19 protein-coding genes are annotated in these 20,712 nt (G+C 30.3%); 14 read left to right on the forward strand and 5 right to left on the reverse strand.

The window, feature by feature from the left end; all coding sequences use genetic code 11:
- The first annotated feature begins 2 nt into the window (after positions 1 to 2).
- The 14 genes from OQK60_RS06015 (at position 3) to OQK60_RS06080 (ending at position 14,824) form a co-directional block, all read left to right on the forward strand.
- Positions 3 to 1,124 (forward strand): glycosyltransferase, encoded by a 1,122-nt coding sequence (locus OQK60_RS06015; RefSeq protein ID WP_297685122.1) that lies wholly within the window; start codon positions 3 to 5, stop codon positions 1,122 to 1,124.
- Positions 1,117 to 2,139, forward strand: a complete 1,023-nt coding sequence (locus tag OQK60_RS06020) for a polysaccharide biosynthesis protein (protein ID WP_297685124.1) — start codon at positions 1,117 to 1,119, stop codon at positions 2,137 to 2,139. The genes OQK60_RS06015 and OQK60_RS06020 overlap by 8 nt, the downstream gene beginning before the upstream one ends.
- Before the next feature lie 11 nt (positions 2,140 to 2,150).
- A complete protein-coding gene (gene wecB / locus OQK60_RS06025; protein ID WP_297685206.1) occupies positions 2,151 to 3,260 on the forward strand; it encodes a UDP-N-acetylglucosamine 2-epimerase (non-hydrolyzing) in 1,110 nt (369 codons plus the stop codon).
- Position 3,261: 1 nt separating this feature from the next.
- On the forward strand, positions 3,262 to 4,125 hold the full coding sequence (locus OQK60_RS06030; RefSeq protein WP_297685126.1) for an SDR family oxidoreductase: 864 nt from the start codon (positions 3,262 to 3,264) through the stop codon (positions 4,123 to 4,125).
- Positions 4,125 to 5,513: a hypothetical protein gene (locus tag OQK60_RS06035; RefSeq protein WP_297685128.1), complete on the forward strand. Its 1,389-nt coding sequence runs from the start codon at positions 4,125 to 4,127 to the stop codon at positions 5,511 to 5,513. The genes OQK60_RS06030 and OQK60_RS06035 overlap by 1 nt, the downstream gene beginning before the upstream one ends.
- On the forward strand, positions 5,506 to 6,735 hold the full coding sequence (locus OQK60_RS06040) for a hypothetical protein (protein ID WP_297685130.1): 1,230 nt from the start codon (positions 5,506 to 5,508) through the stop codon (positions 6,733 to 6,735). The genes OQK60_RS06035 and OQK60_RS06040 overlap by 8 nt, the downstream gene beginning before the upstream one ends.
- A complete protein-coding gene (locus tag OQK60_RS06045) occupies positions 6,722 to 8,239 on the forward strand; it encodes an oligosaccharide flippase family protein (RefSeq protein WP_297685132.1) in 1,518 nt (505 codons plus the stop codon). Before OQK60_RS06040 ends, OQK60_RS06045 begins: the two co-directional genes overlap by 14 nt.
- Complete coding sequence (locus OQK60_RS06050) at positions 8,236 to 9,438, forward strand: glycosyltransferase family 4 protein (RefSeq protein ID WP_297685134.1); 1,203 nt, start codon at positions 8,236 to 8,238, stop codon at positions 9,436 to 9,438. The genes OQK60_RS06045 and OQK60_RS06050 overlap by 4 nt, the downstream gene beginning before the upstream one ends.
- A 4-nt stretch (positions 9,439 to 9,442) precedes the next feature.
- Positions 9,443 to 10,297 carry an NAD-dependent epimerase/dehydratase family protein gene (locus tag OQK60_RS06055; protein WP_297685136.1) on the forward strand — a complete coding sequence of 285 codons (855 nt, stop codon included), beginning with the start codon at positions 9,443 to 9,445 and terminating at the stop codon, positions 10,295 to 10,297.
- On the forward strand, positions 10,298 to 11,257 hold the full coding sequence (locus tag OQK60_RS06060; RefSeq protein WP_297685138.1) for a glycosyltransferase family 4 protein: 960 nt from the start codon (positions 10,298 to 10,300) through the stop codon (positions 11,255 to 11,257).
- On the forward strand, positions 11,257 to 12,990 hold the full coding sequence (pglF, locus tag OQK60_RS06065) for a UDP-N-acetylglucosamine 4,6-dehydratase (configuration-retaining) (protein ID WP_297685140.1): 1,734 nt from the start codon (positions 11,257 to 11,259) through the stop codon (positions 12,988 to 12,990). The genes OQK60_RS06060 and pglF overlap by 1 nt, the downstream gene beginning before the upstream one ends.
- A gap of 81 nt (positions 12,991 to 13,071) precedes the next feature.
- Complete coding sequence (locus OQK60_RS06070; protein WP_297685142.1) at positions 13,072 to 13,320, forward strand: helix-hairpin-helix domain-containing protein; 249 nt, start codon at positions 13,072 to 13,074, stop codon at positions 13,318 to 13,320.
- A 75-nt stretch (positions 13,321 to 13,395) separates the two neighbouring features.
- Positions 13,396 to 14,610 carry a type II toxin-antitoxin system HipA family toxin gene (locus OQK60_RS06075; protein ID WP_297685144.1) on the forward strand — a complete coding sequence of 405 codons (1,215 nt, stop codon included), beginning with the start codon at positions 13,396 to 13,398 and terminating at the stop codon, positions 14,608 to 14,610.
- Positions 14,579 to 14,824: a helix-turn-helix transcriptional regulator gene (locus OQK60_RS06080; protein ID WP_297685146.1), complete on the forward strand. Its 246-nt coding sequence runs from the start codon at positions 14,579 to 14,581 to the stop codon at positions 14,822 to 14,824. The genes OQK60_RS06075 and OQK60_RS06080 overlap by 32 nt, the downstream gene beginning before the upstream one ends.
- A gap of 1 nt (position 14,825) precedes the next feature.
- Here OQK60_RS06080 and OQK60_RS06085 read toward each other — a convergent pair whose 3' ends face one another.
- The 5 genes from OQK60_RS06085 to carB are packed head-to-tail and all read right to left on the reverse strand — an operon-like array spanning position 14,826 to position 20,706.
- The gene (locus OQK60_RS06085) at positions 14,826 to 16,004 is read right to left on the reverse strand and encodes a glutathionylspermidine synthase family protein (protein ID WP_297685148.1); all 1,179 of its coding nucleotides are present in this window, start codon (positions 16,002 to 16,004) and stop codon (positions 14,826 to 14,828) included.
- 2 nt (positions 16,005 to 16,006) lie between these two features.
- A complete protein-coding gene (locus OQK60_RS06090; RefSeq protein ID WP_297685150.1) occupies positions 16,007 to 16,576 on the reverse strand; it encodes a hypothetical protein in 570 nt (189 codons plus the stop codon).
- Positions 16,576 to 17,016 (reverse strand): hypothetical protein, encoded by a 441-nt coding sequence (locus tag OQK60_RS06095; protein WP_297685152.1) that lies wholly within the window; start codon positions 17,014 to 17,016, stop codon positions 16,576 to 16,578. The genes OQK60_RS06090 and OQK60_RS06095 overlap by 1 nt, the downstream gene beginning before the upstream one ends.
- The gene (locus tag OQK60_RS06100) at positions 17,013 to 17,447 is read right to left on the reverse strand and encodes a Sua5/YciO/YrdC/YwlC family protein (protein WP_297685154.1); all 435 of its coding nucleotides are present in this window, start codon (positions 17,445 to 17,447) and stop codon (positions 17,013 to 17,015) included. The genes OQK60_RS06095 and OQK60_RS06100 overlap by 4 nt, the downstream gene beginning before the upstream one ends.
- 1 nt (position 17,448) lies before the next feature.
- Positions 17,449 to 20,706, reverse strand: a complete 3,258-nt coding sequence (gene carB, locus OQK60_RS06105) for a carbamoyl-phosphate synthase large subunit (RefSeq protein ID WP_297685156.1) — start codon at positions 20,704 to 20,706, stop codon at positions 17,449 to 17,451.
- Between the last annotated feature and the right edge of the window lie 6 nt (positions 20,707 to 20,712).

Consider the following 20,712-nt stretch of genomic DNA (forward strand, 5'->3'; position numbering starts at 1 on the left):
AGATGAAAATTATAATTAATGCAACAAATCTTAAAATTGGTGGAGCACTTCAAGTAGCAATATCATTTATTTATGAGTGTCGAGAGTTTAATGAAAATGAGTACCATGTTTTTTTATCCCCATCTATGAAAGAAGAGGTTAATACAAAAAAGTTTCCACATAATTTTAAGTTTTATAATTTTGATAATCCTAGTAGGCTCATAGTATTTGATAAAACAATTAGTCTTTTAAATAGAATGGAAGCTGAAATAAAACCGGATTGTGTTTTTTCAGTTTTTGGACCAACATATTGGAAACCAAAATCGAGACATGTTATGGGTTTTGCTAATGGATTGTACTTGTATGGAGATTTGCCCTATATGCAAAAAATGAAGGGTTTTGAAAAATTAAAATTTAATTTAATTAAATTGTATCATCAATTTCTTTTAAAAAAGAATGCAGACCTTTATGTTGTGCAAACAGTGGATATGAAAAATAGGTTATCTAAATTTATAGACAAGCCTAAAGAAAAGATAAGTGTTGTTTCTAGTAAATATCATTCTATATTTGAAAAAGAAATTAAAGATTTAAACTTATTGCCAAAAAAGGAAGCATGTGAATTTTGGTTTGTTACTATTTCAGCTTATTATCCGCACAAGAAATTGGATATAATAAATGAGTTAGTTGAAATTATAAAAGAAAAAGACTTACACATAAAGTTTATATTAACATTACCAAATGAAGTTATAGAAAGTAAATTTAAAAAATCAAAGGAATATATTATTAATTTAGGAACTGTAAAACTTGAAGAGTGTCCATATATATATTCAAAAGCAGATGCATTGTTTTTACCAACATTGATTGAAAGTTTTACAGCATCATATCCTGAAGCTATGGTGATGAAAAAACCCATTTTAACATCAGGTTATTCTTTCGCAACTTCAGTCTGCAAAGATGCAGCACTTTATTTTAATCCGTATGATGTTGATGATGTTATGAAACAGATAATAAAAATTTATTTAGATAAAGAGTTGTATCAAACAATGGTGTCAAAAGCTTTATCAATTGTTGAAGAATTACCTTCATCAAGGCAAAGGGCAGAAGAATATTTAAAGTTATGTAAAAAGGTTACAGAAGATGTTTAAAAATAAAATATTACTTATCACAGGCGGAACAGGTTCTTTTGGAAATGCAGTTCTTAGAAATTTTTTAAATACAGATATTAAAGAAATAAGAATATTTTCCCGTGATGAATTAAAACAAGATGATATGCGTAAAAAGTACAACAATGATAAGTTAAAGTTTTATATTGGAGATGTTAGAGATATTAATTCTTTAGAAGATGCTTTAGTCGGTGTTGATTTTATTTTTCACGCGGCTGCTTTAAAACAAGTGCCATCTTGTGAATTTTACCCAATGCAAGCGGTACAAACAAATGTAGTAGGCACAGAAAATGTTTTAAATATAGCTATAAAATGCAAAGTTAAAAAAATAATAGTATTAAGTACTGATAAAGCGGTATATCCTATAAATGCTATGGGAATCAGTAAAGCAATGATGGAAAAAGTTGCTGTTGCTAAATCAAGAAATCTTAATGATAGTGAAACTACAATTTGTTGTACAAGATATGGAAATGTTATGGCAAGTAGAGGTTCTGTAATACCTTTGTTTATAGAGCAGATTAAAAACAATCAAGAGATAACTATTACAGATCCAAACATGACTAGATTTATGATGAGCTTGGATGATGCAGTTGACTTGGTGATGTTTGCTTTTAAAAATGGTAAAAATGGAGATATATTTGTACAAAAATCCCCTGCTGCAACTATTGAACTTTTAGCAAATACTTTAAAAAACATGTTGAATAAAGAAGAACAAGTCATTAAAGTGATTGGTACAAGGCACGGTGAGAAATTATATGAAACACTTTTAACAAGAGAAGAAATGGTCCATGCTGTTGATATGGACGAATATTATAGAATACCTGCAGATATTAGGGATTTAAACTATGGCAAATACTTTGAAGAGGGTGAAGTTATAACTGAAACTTCAGATTATCATTCTCATAATACTCATCAACTTGATGAAGGGGAGATGAAACAGATGTTGCTATCTCTTAGGGAAATTCAAAAAGATTTAAAAGAGTTTGGAGTAATTTAATGAAAAAAGTGATGACCATAGTAGGAACTCGTCCGGAGATTATAAAGCTAAGCAGAGTTATTTCTGAACTTGAAAAATATACTGATCACATATTAGTTCATAGTGGACAAAATTATGACTATGAGTTGAATGAAGTGTTTTTCAATGATATGGAGATCAAAAAACCAGATTATTTTTTAAATGCAGCAGCAGATAATGCAGCTAAAACTATTGCTAATGTAATTAGTAAATCTGATAAGTTGTTTGAAGAACTTAAACCTGACGCAGTTTTACTTTATGGCGATACGAATAGTTGTTTATCTGTGATTTCTGCTAAAAGAAGAAAAATACCTATTTTTCATATGGAAGCAGGTAACAGATGTTTTGACCAAAGAGTACCAGAAGAGATAAATAGAAAAATTGTGGATCAGCTTAGTGATATTAATATGACTTTAACTGAACATGCCAGAAGGTATTTGATTGATGAAGGTATACGACCAGAAACAATAATTAAAACAGGCTCTTCAATGCTTGAAGTTTTAGAGTATTATAAACAGGATATTGAAAATTCAAAAATACTTGATAAGCTAAGTTTAAAGCCAAAAGAGTTTTTTATAGTGAGCGCTCATAGGGAAGAGAATATTGATTCAGAAGAAAATTTTAATAACTTGTTAGATTCTCTTAATAAAATTGCCAAAAAATATAATAAAAGAATTATAGTCTCCACACATCCAAGAACTAGAAAAAAACTTGAATCTTTAGAAAAAAAAGATTTTAATGAATTGATAGAATTTATGAAACCTTTAGGTTTTTTTGATTACATATCGTTACAGATGAACGCTTTTTGTGCTATATCTGACAGTGGGACAATTACTGAAGAATCATCACTGTTAGGTTTTCCTGCAATTACAATAAGACAAGCACATGAAAGACCTGAAGGTATGGATGAAGGCACATTAATAATGTCTGGACTTACAAGTGAAAATATATTAAATTCTATAGAGATTGTAACCAAGCAAAATGCTGAAGAAAGTATGCATTTAATTAAAGATTATAATACCAATAATGTTTCAAAAAAAGTTGTACGAATAATTCTAAGCTATATTGATTATATAAATAGAACTGTTTGGAAAAAATACTAGTATGAAAAAAAAAGTTTTAATACTTGGTTCTACCGGGATGCTCGGGCATCAGGTAGTGAATTATTTTTTAAAATTTAATGAATATGATATTGTAGATATTTCATTTAGAAATAAGCTTAGAAAAGAAACGATTATTTTAGATGTTACTAATAAGAATTTGCTTATGAAGACGATTAATAAAATAAGGCCAGATTATATTGTTAACTGTATAGGTATATTAATAGATAGCTCAAATAATGATTTTACTAATGCAATATATATCAATGCTTATTTACCCCATTTACTAAAAGATATTGCAAACAATCTTAATGCAAAGTTAATTCATGTATCTACTGACTGTGTATTTTCAGGTAAAAAAGGTAACTATATTGAAACAGACAAAAGGGATGGGCAGGATATTTATGCAAAAACTAAAATTTTGGGCGAAATAATTGACAACTACAATGTAACATTGAGAACATCAATCATTGGTCCTGAGTTGAAAACTAATGCTGAAGGTTTATTTCACTGGTTTATGAATCAATCGGGAACTATAAATGGGTTTACGAAAGCTATTTGGTCAGGAGTTACTACATTAGAACTTGCAAAGGCAATAAAATGGGCTATAGAAAATGAAATAACAGGCTTATATCATGTTACTAATGGTGAATCTATAAATAAATATGATTTACTTAATTTATTTAAAAAATATACTAAAAAAGAAATTGAAATTATTCCTGTTGATGATAAAGAAGTTGATAAGAGTTTTATAGATACTAGAAAAGAGATTGACTATGTAATACCAAGTTATGATGAGATGGTTAAGAACATGGTTGAAAATATACATAGTAATGATATGTACAGTCAATATAAAAGTGTTTTATAATGATACCATTACATTTTCTTTTACCATTTATTGTATTCATAACTATATTTACTGTTTTAGCTGTTGATAAATATGCTGGAGAATTTTATATTTTTTTGTTATTTACAATTACTTCCAATCTACTATTATATTTTGGTTTTAGAAAAAATGCAATTTTCTTTGATACTTTTATAGGTGTTTTTTTATGGTTGGGATTTTGGCTTAAAGCAACCGTAAGAATTGTCTTTTTAGATAGTAAATTCTCCGAAGGATTTCGTGGTGTAATTATTTCTGGAGAGACTTTTGATAATGCTTTATTTATGTCAAGTATTGCTTTTTTAGCATTAATAATCGCAAGTTATGTAAGAGAAAGATTTATATTTAAGTATCCAGATACAAAAGAAGAAGAAACCAGTGCTCTTTATTTATTTTATATAGATCATAGAAAAAAAATACTACTGGCATATACTTTTTTATTTCTTTTTGTCGCATTAAGCAATTTTTATCTTGACATTTACCAAAGAGGAGGAATAACACATACTGTACTTCCTTTTGGACTTAACGGTATTTATAAATGGTTACTCCTTTTTGGTTTATCATCTTTTGCTGCTCTGATTTTGAAGTATGAATTTAGCTTACAAAGAAAAGTAACATATTTTGTTCCTGTATTGACTTTAATAGAAGCGTGTATTACAAATATTTCTCTTCTAAGCAGAGGAATGATTTTAAATACAAGCGCACTTGGTTTTGGTATGATTAAAAATATAAAAATTAATCGTATAAAAACAAATAAAAAGTTTTTCCTTATAATAGTAATAACATTTGTAGTACTATTTTTAGGTTCAGTTGTTTTAGTTAATAATTTAAGAAATAATACCAATACCATTACTAGCATTAATATTAATCAAAGTACCAATGGTATAAAAATTCTTTTTTTAGACCGATGGGTTGGTATTGAGGGAATGCTGGCAGTGTCTATGAGTTCAAGGAGAGGATGGAGCTTGTTGCAAGAAGCTGCAAATGAAAAGTATGATGAGCATAAAACTAGTTTTTATGATTTGAATCTTATTAATTCACCATATTTAAATACTGATATGAGTAAGCATCATCATATATCACTTCCAGGGTTTATTGCTTTTTTCTATTACTCTGGGTCAATAATATTTTTATTTGCTGTATTACTATCATTAGGATTATTAGCTAGCTTGATAGAGCTTGCTTCATATAGATTAAGTGCTAATAATATAATATTTGCTGCGTTAATAGCTCAAGTAATTGCATATCGTTATACTCACTTTGGATATGTTCCTGCCCAGAGTTATCTTCTGTTTGGTTCAATATTTTTAAATATATTTATAATTTATGGAGCTAATAAAGTATTGTCTTTGTGGTATAAGCAAGATGGATAGAAGCATATTTTATGATAAAAAAGAAATATTAAATAAAAGTAATGGGTATTTCATATACATTATTTTTATTATTATATTCAGTCCAATATTTTTAAGTTTAGATTTTTCTAATGGTTTCAAGTTTGATGCATGGGTTGGTAATTTATATTTTAGACCATCTATTCCAATATCATTAATTTTATTATGTTTAATAAGCATTTTATACTTAAAACAATTATTGAAAAATAAAAAACTTTTAATTTTGTTTGGCTTAATTGGACTTTATACATTATTAAATCTATATAATGGAACAACTAGAGCTGTAATTGTTGGATTTGGGATGTTTATACCAGTAATTTCATTTTATATTTTTAAAAATCTTCTTAATACTTTAAAAAATGTATATAAAGTAATGTATTTGGCTTTATTTAGTGTAATTATTATAAAGTTTATATTTGACATATACCACTTATATATTTCACTTAAGCCTGCCATTGTACCAACTATTTCAAGTATTTTAGATAGTTTTATAGAGTATAAATTTAATACTCAGCATTATGTTTTTCGTTCAATTATGATTTACAATTATTTGGATTATTTCCCATTTATATATTATCTTGCCGTAATATTATCGATAAATAATATTAAAAATAAAATAATGGAATCATATTCACTGTTTTTGTTAATTATATCAATATTAGCTGTTGCAGCTACAGGATCAAGACTCTTTTCATATGGTATTGTTTTAATACCAATACTGTATATTTTTTATAAAACAACAAAATTTAAATTAGAAACATACTTTTATTTATTTATGTTGATAAGTATAAGTGTAAGTTTAGCTATAGGCTTAGTAGATTTCAATTTTAATGATAGTTCGTTAGCTACAAGAAATATTTTGGCTTATAAGTATTTTAATGATTTAAGTTTTTTAAATGTTATATTGCCTTTTATGAGCCAACATCGTATGGAAACAGTAGGCTCCTTTCACAATGAGTTGTTAGAAATATTTAGTTTCTTTGGTTTAACTATTATTTACTATTATTATTTAATTATGAAAATATATTCTGGTGTTAATGAAGAGTATAAATTGATTTCGTATTTCTTAATGTTTATTATAATTGTTGGTGCTTTAATTCAAATAAACATTTCAAATCCTTATGTTGGAATTATGTTGGGAATGATATTAGCCGTTTTAACTCTAGAAAGTAAAAATGAGAGAATTGTAAATGCCAAAATATAAGCATACTTTTTTTAAAGGAATCTCTTTTAGTTATTTATATATATTTGTATATTTAATAACGGGTGTTTTAACGACACCATTACTCTTAAATTATTTTCAAGCAGATTATTTTGCTTTACTGATGTTAATATATGGACTAATAACATATTTAAATAATATTCGTTTTGGCTTACCGGAATCACTAGCTGCTTTGTTAGCTAAAAGTAAAGATAAATCTTTTAATCAATGGATAATTAAAAAGAGTTTTTTAATTCTAGTTTTAATTGTAGTTTTTATTATTGGATTAATATTTTTAATAAATATTTTTATAGAAGATTGGCGATTTATATTAGGTGATGTATATGATTTAAGCAGAGAAAATGTGCTAAGTGTTTTTTTTATTTTAATAATTTTTGCTTTACTAAAAATTCCTGCAGAACTTAGTCTTTCTATTTTTATTGGACTACATGTAGTGTATTTAGAAAAGATTTATAAAATTTTAAATTTGTTGATAAATTTTTTATTGATATTGATTGTTGTATATTTTGGCATGGATATAGTCTCTTTTGCTTTTTTAGCAGGTTTTTTGGATTTATTAGTAACCGTTGTTGCCTTGATTCATTTAATTGTAAAATATAAATATCTACAAGATAATGTAGTTAATGAGAGTTATAATATTTCCAGCTTACTGGCAAGTGGTTTTCTTTTTTTTCAAGTTTCAATGACTCAAACTATTATTTGGGGAACAGGTATTTTCTTAATTAGTCATATGCTATCATTGCAGGATGTGGCAGTATATAGTTTGACAATGAAAATTTATATATACATATTTTATGCCTTAGTTGTTTTAAATACTGTACTAGCTCCTTTATACGGTAGGTTGTTTGCAGAAGGTGCATGGGAAAGGATGAATGATACTTTTTCTATGATGCTTTTATTATTTCCATTTGTAGGTGGTTTTATTTGGATGGGAACACTTTACTTTATGTCTGATGTAATGACTTTATGGACAGGCTCTGAAAATTTCTTTATAGGTAATTGGTATGTGTTTTATATTGGGATATTTTTTTATTTTATAGGCTATGTAAACTCTTATATAACTATTTTATATAGTATAGGCGAAGTTAAAAGTGTAGTTAGTATACGATGGATGGAAGTGATTGTCAGTCTATTTGTTTCTTTGGTAGCAGTTTATTTTTTAGGTTTGGTAGGTGTGGCTATAGGTATGTCTATAGCCATAATTCTTACTTCGGTACTATATCTTCCTAAACAAATAGTTGATAAAAGCGATGGCAAGGTAAGCCTGAATTTTGATATACAAAAAAAGCATTTTTTATTAATTATTTTGCCTAATATTCTTATTGCTTTTATTGTAGCTATATATGTGGAATTATTTATGATAAAATTTTTAGTATTTTTATTGATGAGCATATATTATATTTGGTATTCATGGCTGCTATTGCCAATTAAAAAGAAAGAGACAGTGATGTTGTTTTTAAATTATAGAAAAAAAGATAACTATTGAAGAAAAAAATTCTTATAGTAACAGAATACTTTTACCCAGAAGAGTTTAAAATAAATGAGATAGCAATTGAGTGGAAAGAAAAAGGATATGATGTCGATGTTTTGACACAAAATCCTACATATCCATTTGGGAAAATATATAAAAATTATGATAATAAATGGTATAGTAAAGATACATACGAGGGTATAAATATTTACAGAGTAAAGACTGTTACAGGATATAAAGTAAGCTTATTTAAAAAGCTATTAAAATACTTTACTTTTATGATGCTGGGTAGCATAGTAAGCCTAAAAATTGGTAAAAAATATGATTATGTATTTGGTTTTGATGTTGGTGCATTAACAGGTATGGTGCCGGCAGTTTTACTGAAAAAAATTTACAATAAAAAAGTGACATTATGGATACAAGATGTATGGCCCGACAGTGTGTATGCTTATGGTTTTAAAAAAAGAAAGATTTTAGAGTTTATTTTAGATGGTTTTGTAAAATTTGTTTACAGAAATAGTTCTAATTTTGCAGTATCTGGAAAAGGGTTTATAGATAGAGTTAGTCCATATGTTGAAAATGATAAAAAGATAGAATATTTGCCGAATTGGGCTGATGAATTTAATGAAGATTTAGTACCGCTTAAATTTAGTGAAGAGAAAAAAATACACTTTACATTTGCAGGCAATATAGGAAAAGTACAAAATCTTGATAATATTATAAAAGCATTTGGAGGTTTAGGGTCAGAATATATAGAGAAAGCCCAGTTAAATATAATAGGAGATGGATCCTATTTTGAAGACTTAAAAAACTTAGTTAATGAAAATAATTTTAAAAATATTGTTTTTTGGGGTAGAAAACCAAGAGAAGAGATGTATAAATATTTTAGTTCTAGCGATTTTTTAATTGTGTCTTTGATTGATAAACCAATATTTTCATTAACGGTTCCAGCTAAAGTACAAACATATATAGCGGCAAAAAAACCTATCTTAGCTGTTATAAATGGAGATGCAGCAGATATAATAAGAGACAATAATTTGGGTTATTGTGCTAATCCAAGTGATATTTCTGAAATAAAAGAGACTTTTATGAAATGTATAAATGCAGATGAAAAGATTATACAAGAGTTTACAAAAAACTGTGAACATTTAACAAATAGTACCTTCAATAAAAATAAGATAATTGATTCTTTATTACAGTTGTTGGCGAGATAATATTATGAATATTTTATTAACAGGTTCAAATGGTTTTGTAGGAAGTTATTTTATAAGTAAGTACAGCGAAAAATATAACATAAAAACTTTTTCATTTCTAAATAATAATTTTGTAGATTTAGATTTTAATAATATAGATACGGTAGTTCACCTTTCAGCACTTGTTCATCAAATGGGTGGAGCTGATCAAGAAGAGTATGAAAAAGTAAATGTGACTCAAACTATAAATTTAGCAAAAAAAGCTAAAGAAAATGGAGTAATGCATTTTATATTTATGAGTACGGTTAAAGTGTACGGCGAAGAGACAAATATAGCTTACAAAGAAAATAGTCGGTGTAAGCCAGAAGATGAATATGGAAAAAGTAAACTAAAAGCTGAAAAAGAGTTACAAAAACTTGAAGATGATGATTTTACAGTTTCTATAATCAGAACTCCTATCGTCTATGGTTACGGAGTTAAGGCTAACATTAAAAATTTAATGTCTCTTGTAAAAAAAGTATCAATTTTACCATTTGCGAACATAAAAAATAAAAGAAGTATGGTTTATGTTGGAAATCTATGCCATCTAATAGATATTATTATACAAAAACAAATTAACGGTATATATTTGGCTAGTGACGATAAACCTTTAAGTACTACAGAGTTAATTGAATTTATTGCTAAAGAGCTTAACAAAAAAGTATATCTTGTAAAAATTCCACTTTTTAAAGAGATTTTGAAGTTAGTAAAACCATCTTTTTATAAAAGGCTGTACGAAAGTTTAGAAGTAGATAACAGAGTTACAAAAGAGAGGCTTAGTCATAAAAATCTATACAGTGTAGATGATGGCATAAGGTTTATGATACATGGAGAAAAATAGATGATATACATAGTTTTATTTCTTATCTCTTTTACTCTTACATATCTTATAAAAAATTATGCTATTAAGAAATCTCTTGTAGCAGAAGTAAATGACAGAAGTTCTCATACTACGCCAACTCCTCATGGCGGTGGAATAGCCATAGCTATTACTTGGTTTATCGGAATATCATATTTATATTATATCAACGATATAAATAGTTCTTTGTATTTAGCGTTGTTAGCGGGTGCAATGATTTCCATAGTTTCTTATCTTGATGATTTATATGAACTTAGTGCCAAAGTTAGGCTTGCTACACAAATATTAGTTGCATTTATTGGTTTGTACTTTTTAGGTGGTTTAGAAAAAATTGATCTAGTTGTATTCTCTATAGAAAATCAGATAGTTACAAATATATTTGCAATACTCATGATAGTTTGGTTTATAAATCTTTACAACTTTTTAGATGGCATAGATGGATATGCTGGAAGTGAAGCTATATTTTTAGGACTAGCTGGATATTTACTTTTCTCTCAAAGTTATTTTTTAGTTTTAGTAGCGGCTGTTTTTGGATTTTTGATTTGGAACTGGCATAAAGCAAAAATATTTATGGGTGATGTTGGTAGTACGCTTCTTGGATATAACATAGCCGTATTTACTATTTATTATGCAAATATCGAGAGTGCAAATCTTTGGGTTTGGATTACTATGTTTGGATTGTTTTGGTTTGATGCGACATTAACTCTGTATCGAAGATATAAAAATAAAGAAAAATTATCTCAAGCTCATAAAAAACATGCATATCAACGATTGACGCAAAGTGGATGGACTCACAGCAGGGTAGTAGTGTTTTCTATTTTAGGGAATGCTTTATTATTATGCATAGTGTATTTAATTTCAAATGTATTGATTGCATTCTGTGTGTCACTTATGCTACTCTATGCAATTGTAAAGTTTGTAGACAATAAAAAGGCATTTTAGTGTTTTATTTAGACAAAAGAATATTAAATTTTTTAGTAATAATCATATTGACTTGTATCACATTTTGGTGGACTTTTTTTATATTCCATATGCCGTTTGATTTCAAACTTGTACTTAGTGTAATTGCTATTCGTATACTGTTTTCGTTACTTATTTTTAATGATTACTCCATTTCATGGTCAAAAGCTTCTCAAAAAACATTTATAATTAAAAGTGTTGTATACATAAGTGCATTTTTTGTTTATCTTCCCATATTTTATGGTGAAGTTAGATTCGCATTTTTAGCCTCAGAACTCTTCTTGTATCTTTTTAGCATTAATTTTATTATGTATCTTTACTACTATATAATCAATAAAAGTCGTATTGAAAAAACGAAGTCAGTAGTTATATATGGCGCTGGAAAAGCTGGTGTAAAGCTAGAGTCAGAATTTACGCAAACAGAATTTAAAGTTAAATATTTTGTAGATGATGATAAAATTATTCAAAACCGTTCAATTGATTCAATTCAGGTACTTTCAAAAGAAAAGCTAAAAGCTAAAATCGGTAATGAAAAATATGACCTATTAGTTATAGCAATGCCATCAGCCACAAAAGTTAGAATTAAAGATATTTATAATGATTTTGGAGGATATTTTAGAGAAATAAAAGTATTGCCATCCCTGGATGAGATACTAGAAGGTAAAGATTTTTCTACTCAGTTAAAAGATATCTCTGTAGAAGATTTATTAGCTCGTCATCCTCAGGATTTGGATAAAAATAAAATATCATCTTTTATAAAAAATAAAACTATTTTAGTAACTGGCGCTGGTGGTAGTATCGGTAGTGAGATATGCAGACAGTGTGAAAAATTTGGCGCAAAAAAACTTATACTTTTAGATCATAGTGAATATAATCTATATGCTATTAGTGAAGATATTAAAAATGTTGAGACTATACTCGTTATGCAAAATATAGTTGATAAAGAATTTTTAGATAAAACATTTAAAAATTATATGCCGGATATAGTTATCCATGCAGCGGCATATAAACATGTACCGTTGGTAGAATCCAATATACAAGAAGGTATATTAAACAATGTAGTAGGCACAAAAAATGTCATCGACACATCTATAAAATATGGCGTAAAGAAACTTGTAATGATATCTACTGATAAAGCAGTGCGTCCGACAAATGTTATGGGAACAACAAAGCGGATTTGTGAACTATATGCTCAAAACTCTAATGGAAAAGGCACGGATATAGTGGCAGTTAGATTTGGTAATGTTTTAGGATCAAGTGGCAGTGTTATACCAAAGTTTAAATCTCAGATAGAAAATGGTCAAAATATTACCGTAACTCATCCTGATATTACAAGATATTTTATGCTTATTCCTGAGGCATGTGAACTTGTACTTCAAGCTGGAGCAATTGGAACTGGTGGAGAGATATTTATCCTAGATATGGGTGAACCAATCAAAATAGTTGATTTGGCACAAAAAATGATTGAACTTAGTGGGCGAGAAGGCATAGAGATTGAGTTTTCAGGACTTCGTCCAGGTGAAAAACTTTATGAAGAGTTGTTGATAGATGATAGCGATACGAAAACTGATTATGAGTCTATTACAGTTGCAAGTCCGACAGAGTATGATATAGATAAGTTAAATAGCGACATAGAGGAGTTATTGACATGTAAAGATAAATTGTCAAAACTTAAAGAGATAGTGCCGGAGTTCAATCATCAGAAAAATAATTAGAAAAATATGACAATTTGCAATAAAATTAAAAAATATTTAATTTTATTGTATACTGCTCCAAATTAAAACAAAGGAGTTAAAATGAAAATTTTAGCAATGATTTTTCTTGGAGTTAGTTTACTATTAGGAGCTGTAGATATAAATACAGCAGATGTAAAAGAGTTGAGTGGTTTGAGTGGTGTTGGTGCTAAGAAGGCTGATGCCATTATAGAGTTTAGAGCTGAAAACTGTTTCAAAAGCATAGATGAGCTGGCAAAAGTTAAAGGTATTGGAAAAAAAACAGTTGAAAAAAATAGAGATAACTTAACTGCAAGTGCCTGTAAAAAGTAATTAATGATAATAATACTTTACATTTAAACATTATTATGCCATAATGACAAGTAAATTTATCATTATGGAAATTTTATGAATGACATTAAAGTATTAATTAACAATGATAAAATAGGTACACTTTTTTTTGATAAGAAAAAACGAGAATATGGTTTTAATTATGTAAAAAAGAGTGCTCCAATCTCTCTTACTATGCCATATAAACAATCCACATACTCATGGCAACACTATCTACATCCAATCTTTGAAATGAATCTGCCAGAGGGCTACTTATTTGAAATCTTTAAAAAATATCTTTCTAAAGAATATGGTTATATAGATGATTTTTTAGTTTTTTCATATTTAGCACCAAATATAGAGAGTAGACTGACCTTTGAAAGTGATTTTGACAAAAGATTATTTAAAGGTGTAGATATTGATGAAATTTTAAATAATGATAGTGAAGATACATTTATGAAATTATTAAAAACTTTTTTAGATAAAAATGCTATATCTGGTGTTCAGCCAAAAACATTAGCTCTTATAAAAGATAAAGAGAGTTTATCACTTAAAGAGTATATTGTTAAGACATGGGGAGAAGAGTATCCATATCTTGCTGAAAATGAATATTTTTGTATGAAGGCAGTCAAGTATGCTGGAGTTAGTGTTCCAAATATACGACTATCTATTAACAAAAAGTTTTTATTGGTGGAGAAGTTTAATTATAACAAAAAAAGTGCTGAGTATCTGGGTTTTGAAGAGGTTTTGGTACTTTTAGGAAAAAATAGAGATAAAAAATATAGTGGCAGTTATGAGCAGATAGCAAAAACTGTTTATACCGTTTCTACAGACAAAGAAACCTCTATGAGTCAGCTATATAAAACTATAGTTATGAGTTATCTTCTAAAAAATGGAGATGCTCATTTAAAAAATTTTGGTGTTCTTTATGATAGTGAATTTAAGAGCATAAATTTTGCGCCAGCTTATGATATTGTAAATACAACTGCCTATATTTTCAAAGATAAACCTGCTTTAACAATGTTTGGAAAAAAGATTTGGTTTGGTAAAAAAGAGCTGATTAAATTCGGAATAAATCATTGTTATCTATCACTAAGTAACGCGACTGTTTTTTACGAAGAGTGCAATAATGCTTTAAAAAAAATTATAGAAGAGATTGAGGCGTATAAAAGTAATAATAAAACTTTTGATGATATAGCTTGTAAAATTATAGATAGCTGGAGATTGTCGCTAAATGAAAAAAGTTATAAGGAGATACCGGATGAAATTATTCGAAATTGGACAGAAAATTAAAGAATTGAGAAAAGATAAAGGTTTCACGCAAGAGCAGTTAGCTACAATATCTGGGATTTCCAGAGTAACTCTTGGTAAGCTTGAAAGAGGTCTGGTGGCTTCAGTATCCATAAAAACCTTAGACATTCTTTTAGATGCTTTAGATTATGAGATTGATTTTATGAAAAAAAATACGGAAAGTTTTGGTTTACCAACATTAGATGAACTTGGATAACTTAAACTATAACATGTCCAACAAACTTGCTCATATTATCCATAATCTCTGAGCCTTTTCTAAAGCTTAGTCCGCATGCTTCATATGCAAAAAAAACGCCGGCTTGGTATTTCGCTCCATTTTCATCTTTGTTAAAATCTGCATACTCTTGATAAACTTTTTTATAGTTATCATATGGACCATCTATCTGCTCTACAGTAGTCCCGTCAGAGGTGATTATTTTTGTATTGGCGCCTTCTCTGCCAAAAACAGTTTTTTCAACCTGTTTAACACCTTTAAGCGGCTCAAAAAAGGTTTTAAGAAGGTATGGAGAGTCAGGAAACAGATCACTCAATATCTTAAGCATTCCTTTTGACTGAAAGAGCAGGGTATATGCCGGATTGAGTATGATGGCATTTTGATTTTGTATGATATTTGTAAGAGTAGTTGCAAGTTCTGGCTCATCAGATGCAATATCTTCCCAAGGGTATAGTTTAAACCAGTACTCGTACTGGTTGTCCTGGGCATCAAAGATTCCATTTTCATCAAACTTTACATCTTGCAGGTACTCAAAACCTGTGTTAAAACCTGCATCAGTGGCAATCTGTTGAAGCAGCTTTGTCGTAGCTTCTTCTTCATCATTGCCTTCTGTGGATGAAAAAAGTATCTTCCAACCATCATATCTTTCATTGAAAAGTTCTGTATCTTCAAAAAGGGTAATAAGCCTTTTAAAATTGTTTTGAATAGCTTCATAAACATTATTGAATTGTTTTTCTTCATCCATATTATTTTGTTTTAGCAGTGCCCATTGAAGCAGGGCAGTCTCAAAAAGTGCTGTAGGGGTGTCTGCATTAAACTCTATAAGTTTTATTGGCTGAGAGTCAATACCGCCTGCTAAATCAAATCTACCATATATATGCCAGTGAACATCATTTTCCCAAGATTTTTTGATTATATCAATAAGATTAAAAGGGATTCCAAGTTCAAAAAAAAGGTCATTTTGAATGACATATTCTGCAGCTTCTACATACATGTCATATATCTCATTTGCAGCTTTATAATATGCTTCTGCTTCATTTTGAGATATTTGAACCAATTCATCACTTACATATTTACTTCCATCAACATCTGTATGCCAAGTAAACCCTAGCTCATCTAGTGTTTTATCCTCTAGAGGATTTACTTTTTGTAATTTAATCAATTTTAACCACCAAATCTTCTGCTGCCATAAGAAGAAGATCCGCTCTTGCTGCCAAAAAAGCTTTTTTTTGATGAAGTTCTGCTTCTCTCCGCTTTACCTGCAGCTGAACGGCTGTAAGCACTTTTATTTACTGAAGTAGACCTGTTGGCAAAGTTTTTATTATTCATAAGAGCATTGCCAATCATATTACCCATAAGTGAACCAGCAGCAACAGCAAGTATAGTTCCTCCTAAGCCCATACCGGTACTACTATCACCACTTTGAACTGTCTCAGATGTGCCATCTTGTACTTTTTGATACTCTTGTTCAGCAAGAGCCTTCATCTCGGTTTCATTCATAAAGCGTTCAACTATATTGCCATTTTCGTCTTTTTCACGAATTATTGCTCTATTTGGGCCTTCTGTAGGCATCTCTTCAACTACAACATATTTTCCGTTTGTCTGTTGTTCAATTACAAGGTATCTATTTTTCATCTGTTCTTGCGGTGCTTCACAGCCGCTAAGAACACTCATCATTATTACACCCGCACTTCCAAGTGCAACGCCACCGGCTAAGCTAGAAATATGCTTCACTATTTCAAATCCTTTTTATTTAATAGTATAGTTTTCTTTAATTCATAATCGTAAAATGTTATCTGTTTTCTTCCATCATAATAAATATCACCATGATATATATACCTGCTGTCTTTGAGTGTTGTGTTTTTTGTCATAAACAGCATTTCACCAACAGTATATCCAACGCTTGGAATAAGGGTTGACATTGCAAGTATAGATAAAAAACCTATTATAGCAATACTGATTTTGTCATTATTAAGATAAATAATAATAAAGCCCAATATAACTGAAAATAAAAAGAAGATATACAGGTTTTGATTGTCTGCAAATAAAATATTGTAGTATAGGTCTATATTATAAAAATCTATGTAGTTCTGCTGAATCCCCAAAAATATAAAAAAATCAAAAATAAATGTAAAAAACATACCGGTCAAAAGTGCTTGTAAAATTTTAGTCATCTTAGCTTTATCCTCTTGTTTCGATTAATTTTTATAAGTGCCGAGGAACTCTTTTCAACAAGTCCATTAACATCTTCTATTATTATATCAGCTTTTGATTCACAAAACTCCCTGTTAAAACTTTCATTGCTTTTGTTGGCAGAAGTTGAGTAGTGCCAAGAGGAGTCTCTTAGTATTTGAGAATTCAATGTAGTCGCAGCAACTCTAAATGCTCTATTTTTTACTATAAATGTTGTTTTTTTAGCTCTACGAACTAATTTTTTATTACTATTTGAAACTCTATTGCCGGATTCTAAAAAACTTTTGAAGTTACTGTAGACTTTTATAAATGGTTTTGTAGCAGAGCGGGACTTAATCTCATAAAGGTTTTTGCTGTTTTGAGATAAAAAACCGACAGTAGTGTCGGTTTGAGTTAGGATTATTTGTGACATCTCAAGCTAGAAAGTCTTGTAGTGCTTTGACATCTGACCATGAGTCATCTTTCATCTCGTCAAGTGCAAGTATTAGTGCTCTCGCAGCACTAAGAGTAGTAAAATATGGAATACTTCTTTTTAGTACCTCTTGGCGAATTACTACAGCGTCTTTTTTAGAGGTGTTGTTGTCTGAAGTGTTGATTGCCATTGAGATTTCGTCATTTTTCATACTATCTTCAATATTTGGACGACCCTCAGAGATTTTAAGAACTACTTCACAAGGAATGCCCGCTTCTTCTATTATAGCTTGAGTACCTTTTGTTGCTACAAGTTTAAACCCATGTCTATGCAGTCCGCTTGCTATTTCAGGAGCGTGTCGTTTGTCTGTATCTACAAAAGATAAAAAGCATGTTCCATCTGTTGGGATTTTATTTCCGGCAGAGAGTTGAGCTTTTGCAAAACTAATACCAAAGTTTGAACTGATTCCCATAACTTCACCGGTTGATTTCATCTCAGGAGAAAGAACCAAGTCTGCACCATAAAGCTTATGGAAAGGAAATACTGCCTCTTTTACGGAGACATGACCTTTAAGTTTTGGCTTTAATAGACCGTTTACTTCTTGAACTATGCTATATTTGTCATAATATTCAAGGGCATCTCTAAGAGTTTCCCCAACCATAACACGAGTAGCAACTTTGGCTAGTGGCATGCCGGTAGCTTTAGATACAAAAGGAACTGTTCTTGAAGCTCTTGGATTAACTTCGATTAGATATATTTCATCCTGAAAGATTGCATATTGAACATTCATAAGTCCTACGACTCCAAGCCCAAGAGCGATTGTTTTAGTTTGTTGCTCTACTTTTTCAATCATCTCTGCAGAAAGATTTACAGGAGGAAGTGAACATGCACTGTCACCAGAGTGAATTCCGGCTTCTTCGATGTGCTGCATAACAGAGCCGATATAAACATCAGTTCCATCACAGATAGCATCAACATCAAGTTCAATTGCCTGGTCAAGAAATTTGTCAATTAAAACCGGAGCTTCATTTGAAACGCTTATTGCTAATGTCATATACTCTGCAAGTTCTTCTTGGGAATAAACGATTTTCATACCGCGTCCACCAAGAACAAAAGATGGGCGAACAAGAACAGGAAAACCTAACTTCTCAGCAATTGCAGGAGCTTCTTCTTTTGTTCTTGCTAATCCATTTGCGGGTTGCTTAAGTCCATGTTTGTTTACAAAATCAGAGAACTGCTCTCTATCTTCTGCAAGATCGATTACAGCAGATGGAGTACCTGCAATCTTAGCGCCTATTTTAGTAAGTCCATCTGCAAGTTTTAGCGGAGTTTGTCCACCAAAGTGAACAATAATTCCATCTGGCTGCTCATTTTCTATAACTTCTCGTACATGTTCAAAGTCAATTGGCTCAAAATAGAGTACATCTGAGGTGTCGTAGTCAGTAGAAACCGTTTCAGGATTACAGTTATACATGATACACTCAATATCCATTTCTTTTAGAGCAAATGCCGCATGAACACAGCAGTAGTCAAATTCGATACCTTGACCGATTCTGTTTGGTCCACCGCCAAGTATAAGAACTTTTTTATTGTCACTTACACGACTAGTTACATTAGGAAGCTTAGTGATGTTTGTAGTTGAGTAAAGATATGGTGTTAATGCTTCAAATTCAGCTGCACATGTATCGACTTCATTAAATTCTAAAGATACACCCAAAGCTTTTCTTTTTTCGTAAACTTCATTTTCGCTAACATTTTGATTTGAGTTTTTAGCTATTAATTGAGAAATTCTTTTATCCGAAAAACCATCAACCTTGATGCTTCTCATAAACTCTGCATCAAACAGGATTTTATCTGTAATAGTAGTCTCAGATTCTAACATCTCTTGCATTTGGCACAAAAACCATGGATCGATTTGACATGTGTCAAACATCTCCTCAACGCTCATTCCACGACGGAAACCTTCAGCTACATAAAGAATGCGCTCTGCATTTGGACGACGGATTTCATGTTTAACAAACGCATCATCAGCATCTATAGGTTCAAAACCACATAGACCGGTCTCAAGTGAGCAAAGAGCTTTTTGCAAAGACTCTTTAAATGTTCTACCAATTGCCATAACTTCACCAACACTTTTCATGCTTGTGCTAAGTGTATTTACAGCCTCTGGGAATTTTTCAAAAGTAAAACGAGGAATCTTTGTAACAACATAATCAATTACAGGTTCAAATGAAGCAGGAGTACCTGTAATATCATTCGTAATTTCATCAAGAGTAAAACCAACAGCCAAAAGTGTTGCTACTTTTGCAATAGGATAGCCGGTAGCTTTAGAAGCTAATGCAGATGAGCGACTTACACGAGGATTCATCTCAATAACAATCATTCTGCCTGTTTTTGGGTCAATTGAGAATTGAACATTGGACCCACCGGTATCAACACCGATCTCTCTTAAAATGTCAAAAGAAGCATTACGCATTCTTTGGTACTCTTTGTCAGTTAAAGTAAGAGCGGGTGCAACTGTAATAGAATCTCCGGTATGAACACCCATTGGGTCAAAATTTTCAATTGCACATACGATAATACAGTTATCCGCTTTGTCGCGAATAACTTCCATTTCATACTCTTTCCAACCTAGCATAGATTCCATAATTTCAATTTCACCAACTGGAGAAGCCGAGAGACCTTCTTGTGCCAATTTTTTAAACTCTTCCATGTTGTATGCTACACCTGAACCACCACCTGCAAGTGTAAAAGAAGCTCTGCTAATGACCGGGAAACCAATCTCTTTTGCTACAGCTATTGCTTCATCAACACTGTATGCATTATTGCTTTTTGGTAAATCCATACCAATTTTTATCATAGCCTCATTAAAAGCTGAACGGTCTTCACCTTTGTGGATAGCTTCGGGAGATGCACCTAAAAACTCTACTCCCTCCAACATTCCTTTTTCATACATGCTTGTTGCTACATTTAGCGCAGTCTGTCCGCCCATCGTTGGAAGTACGGCATCAACTTTTTCATCTTTGATAATCTTAGCGATTATATCTTCTTTGATAGGTTCAATGTAGGTTCTATCAGCAAACTCAGGGTCTGTCATAATAGTTGCTGGATTAGAGTTGATAAGAACTACGCGATAACCTAGCTCTTTTAAAGTTTTAACTGCTTGAGTTCCGGAGTAGTCAAATTCACAAGCTTGACCAATAATTATTGGACCGGAGCCTATAAGTAAAATAGTATGAATGTCGGTGCGTTTTGGCATTTTTTA

The organism is Sulfurimonas sp., from assembly GCF_026196735.1.
Taxonomy (GTDB): domain Bacteria; phylum Campylobacterota; class Campylobacteria; order Campylobacterales; family Sulfurimonadaceae; genus Sulfurimonas.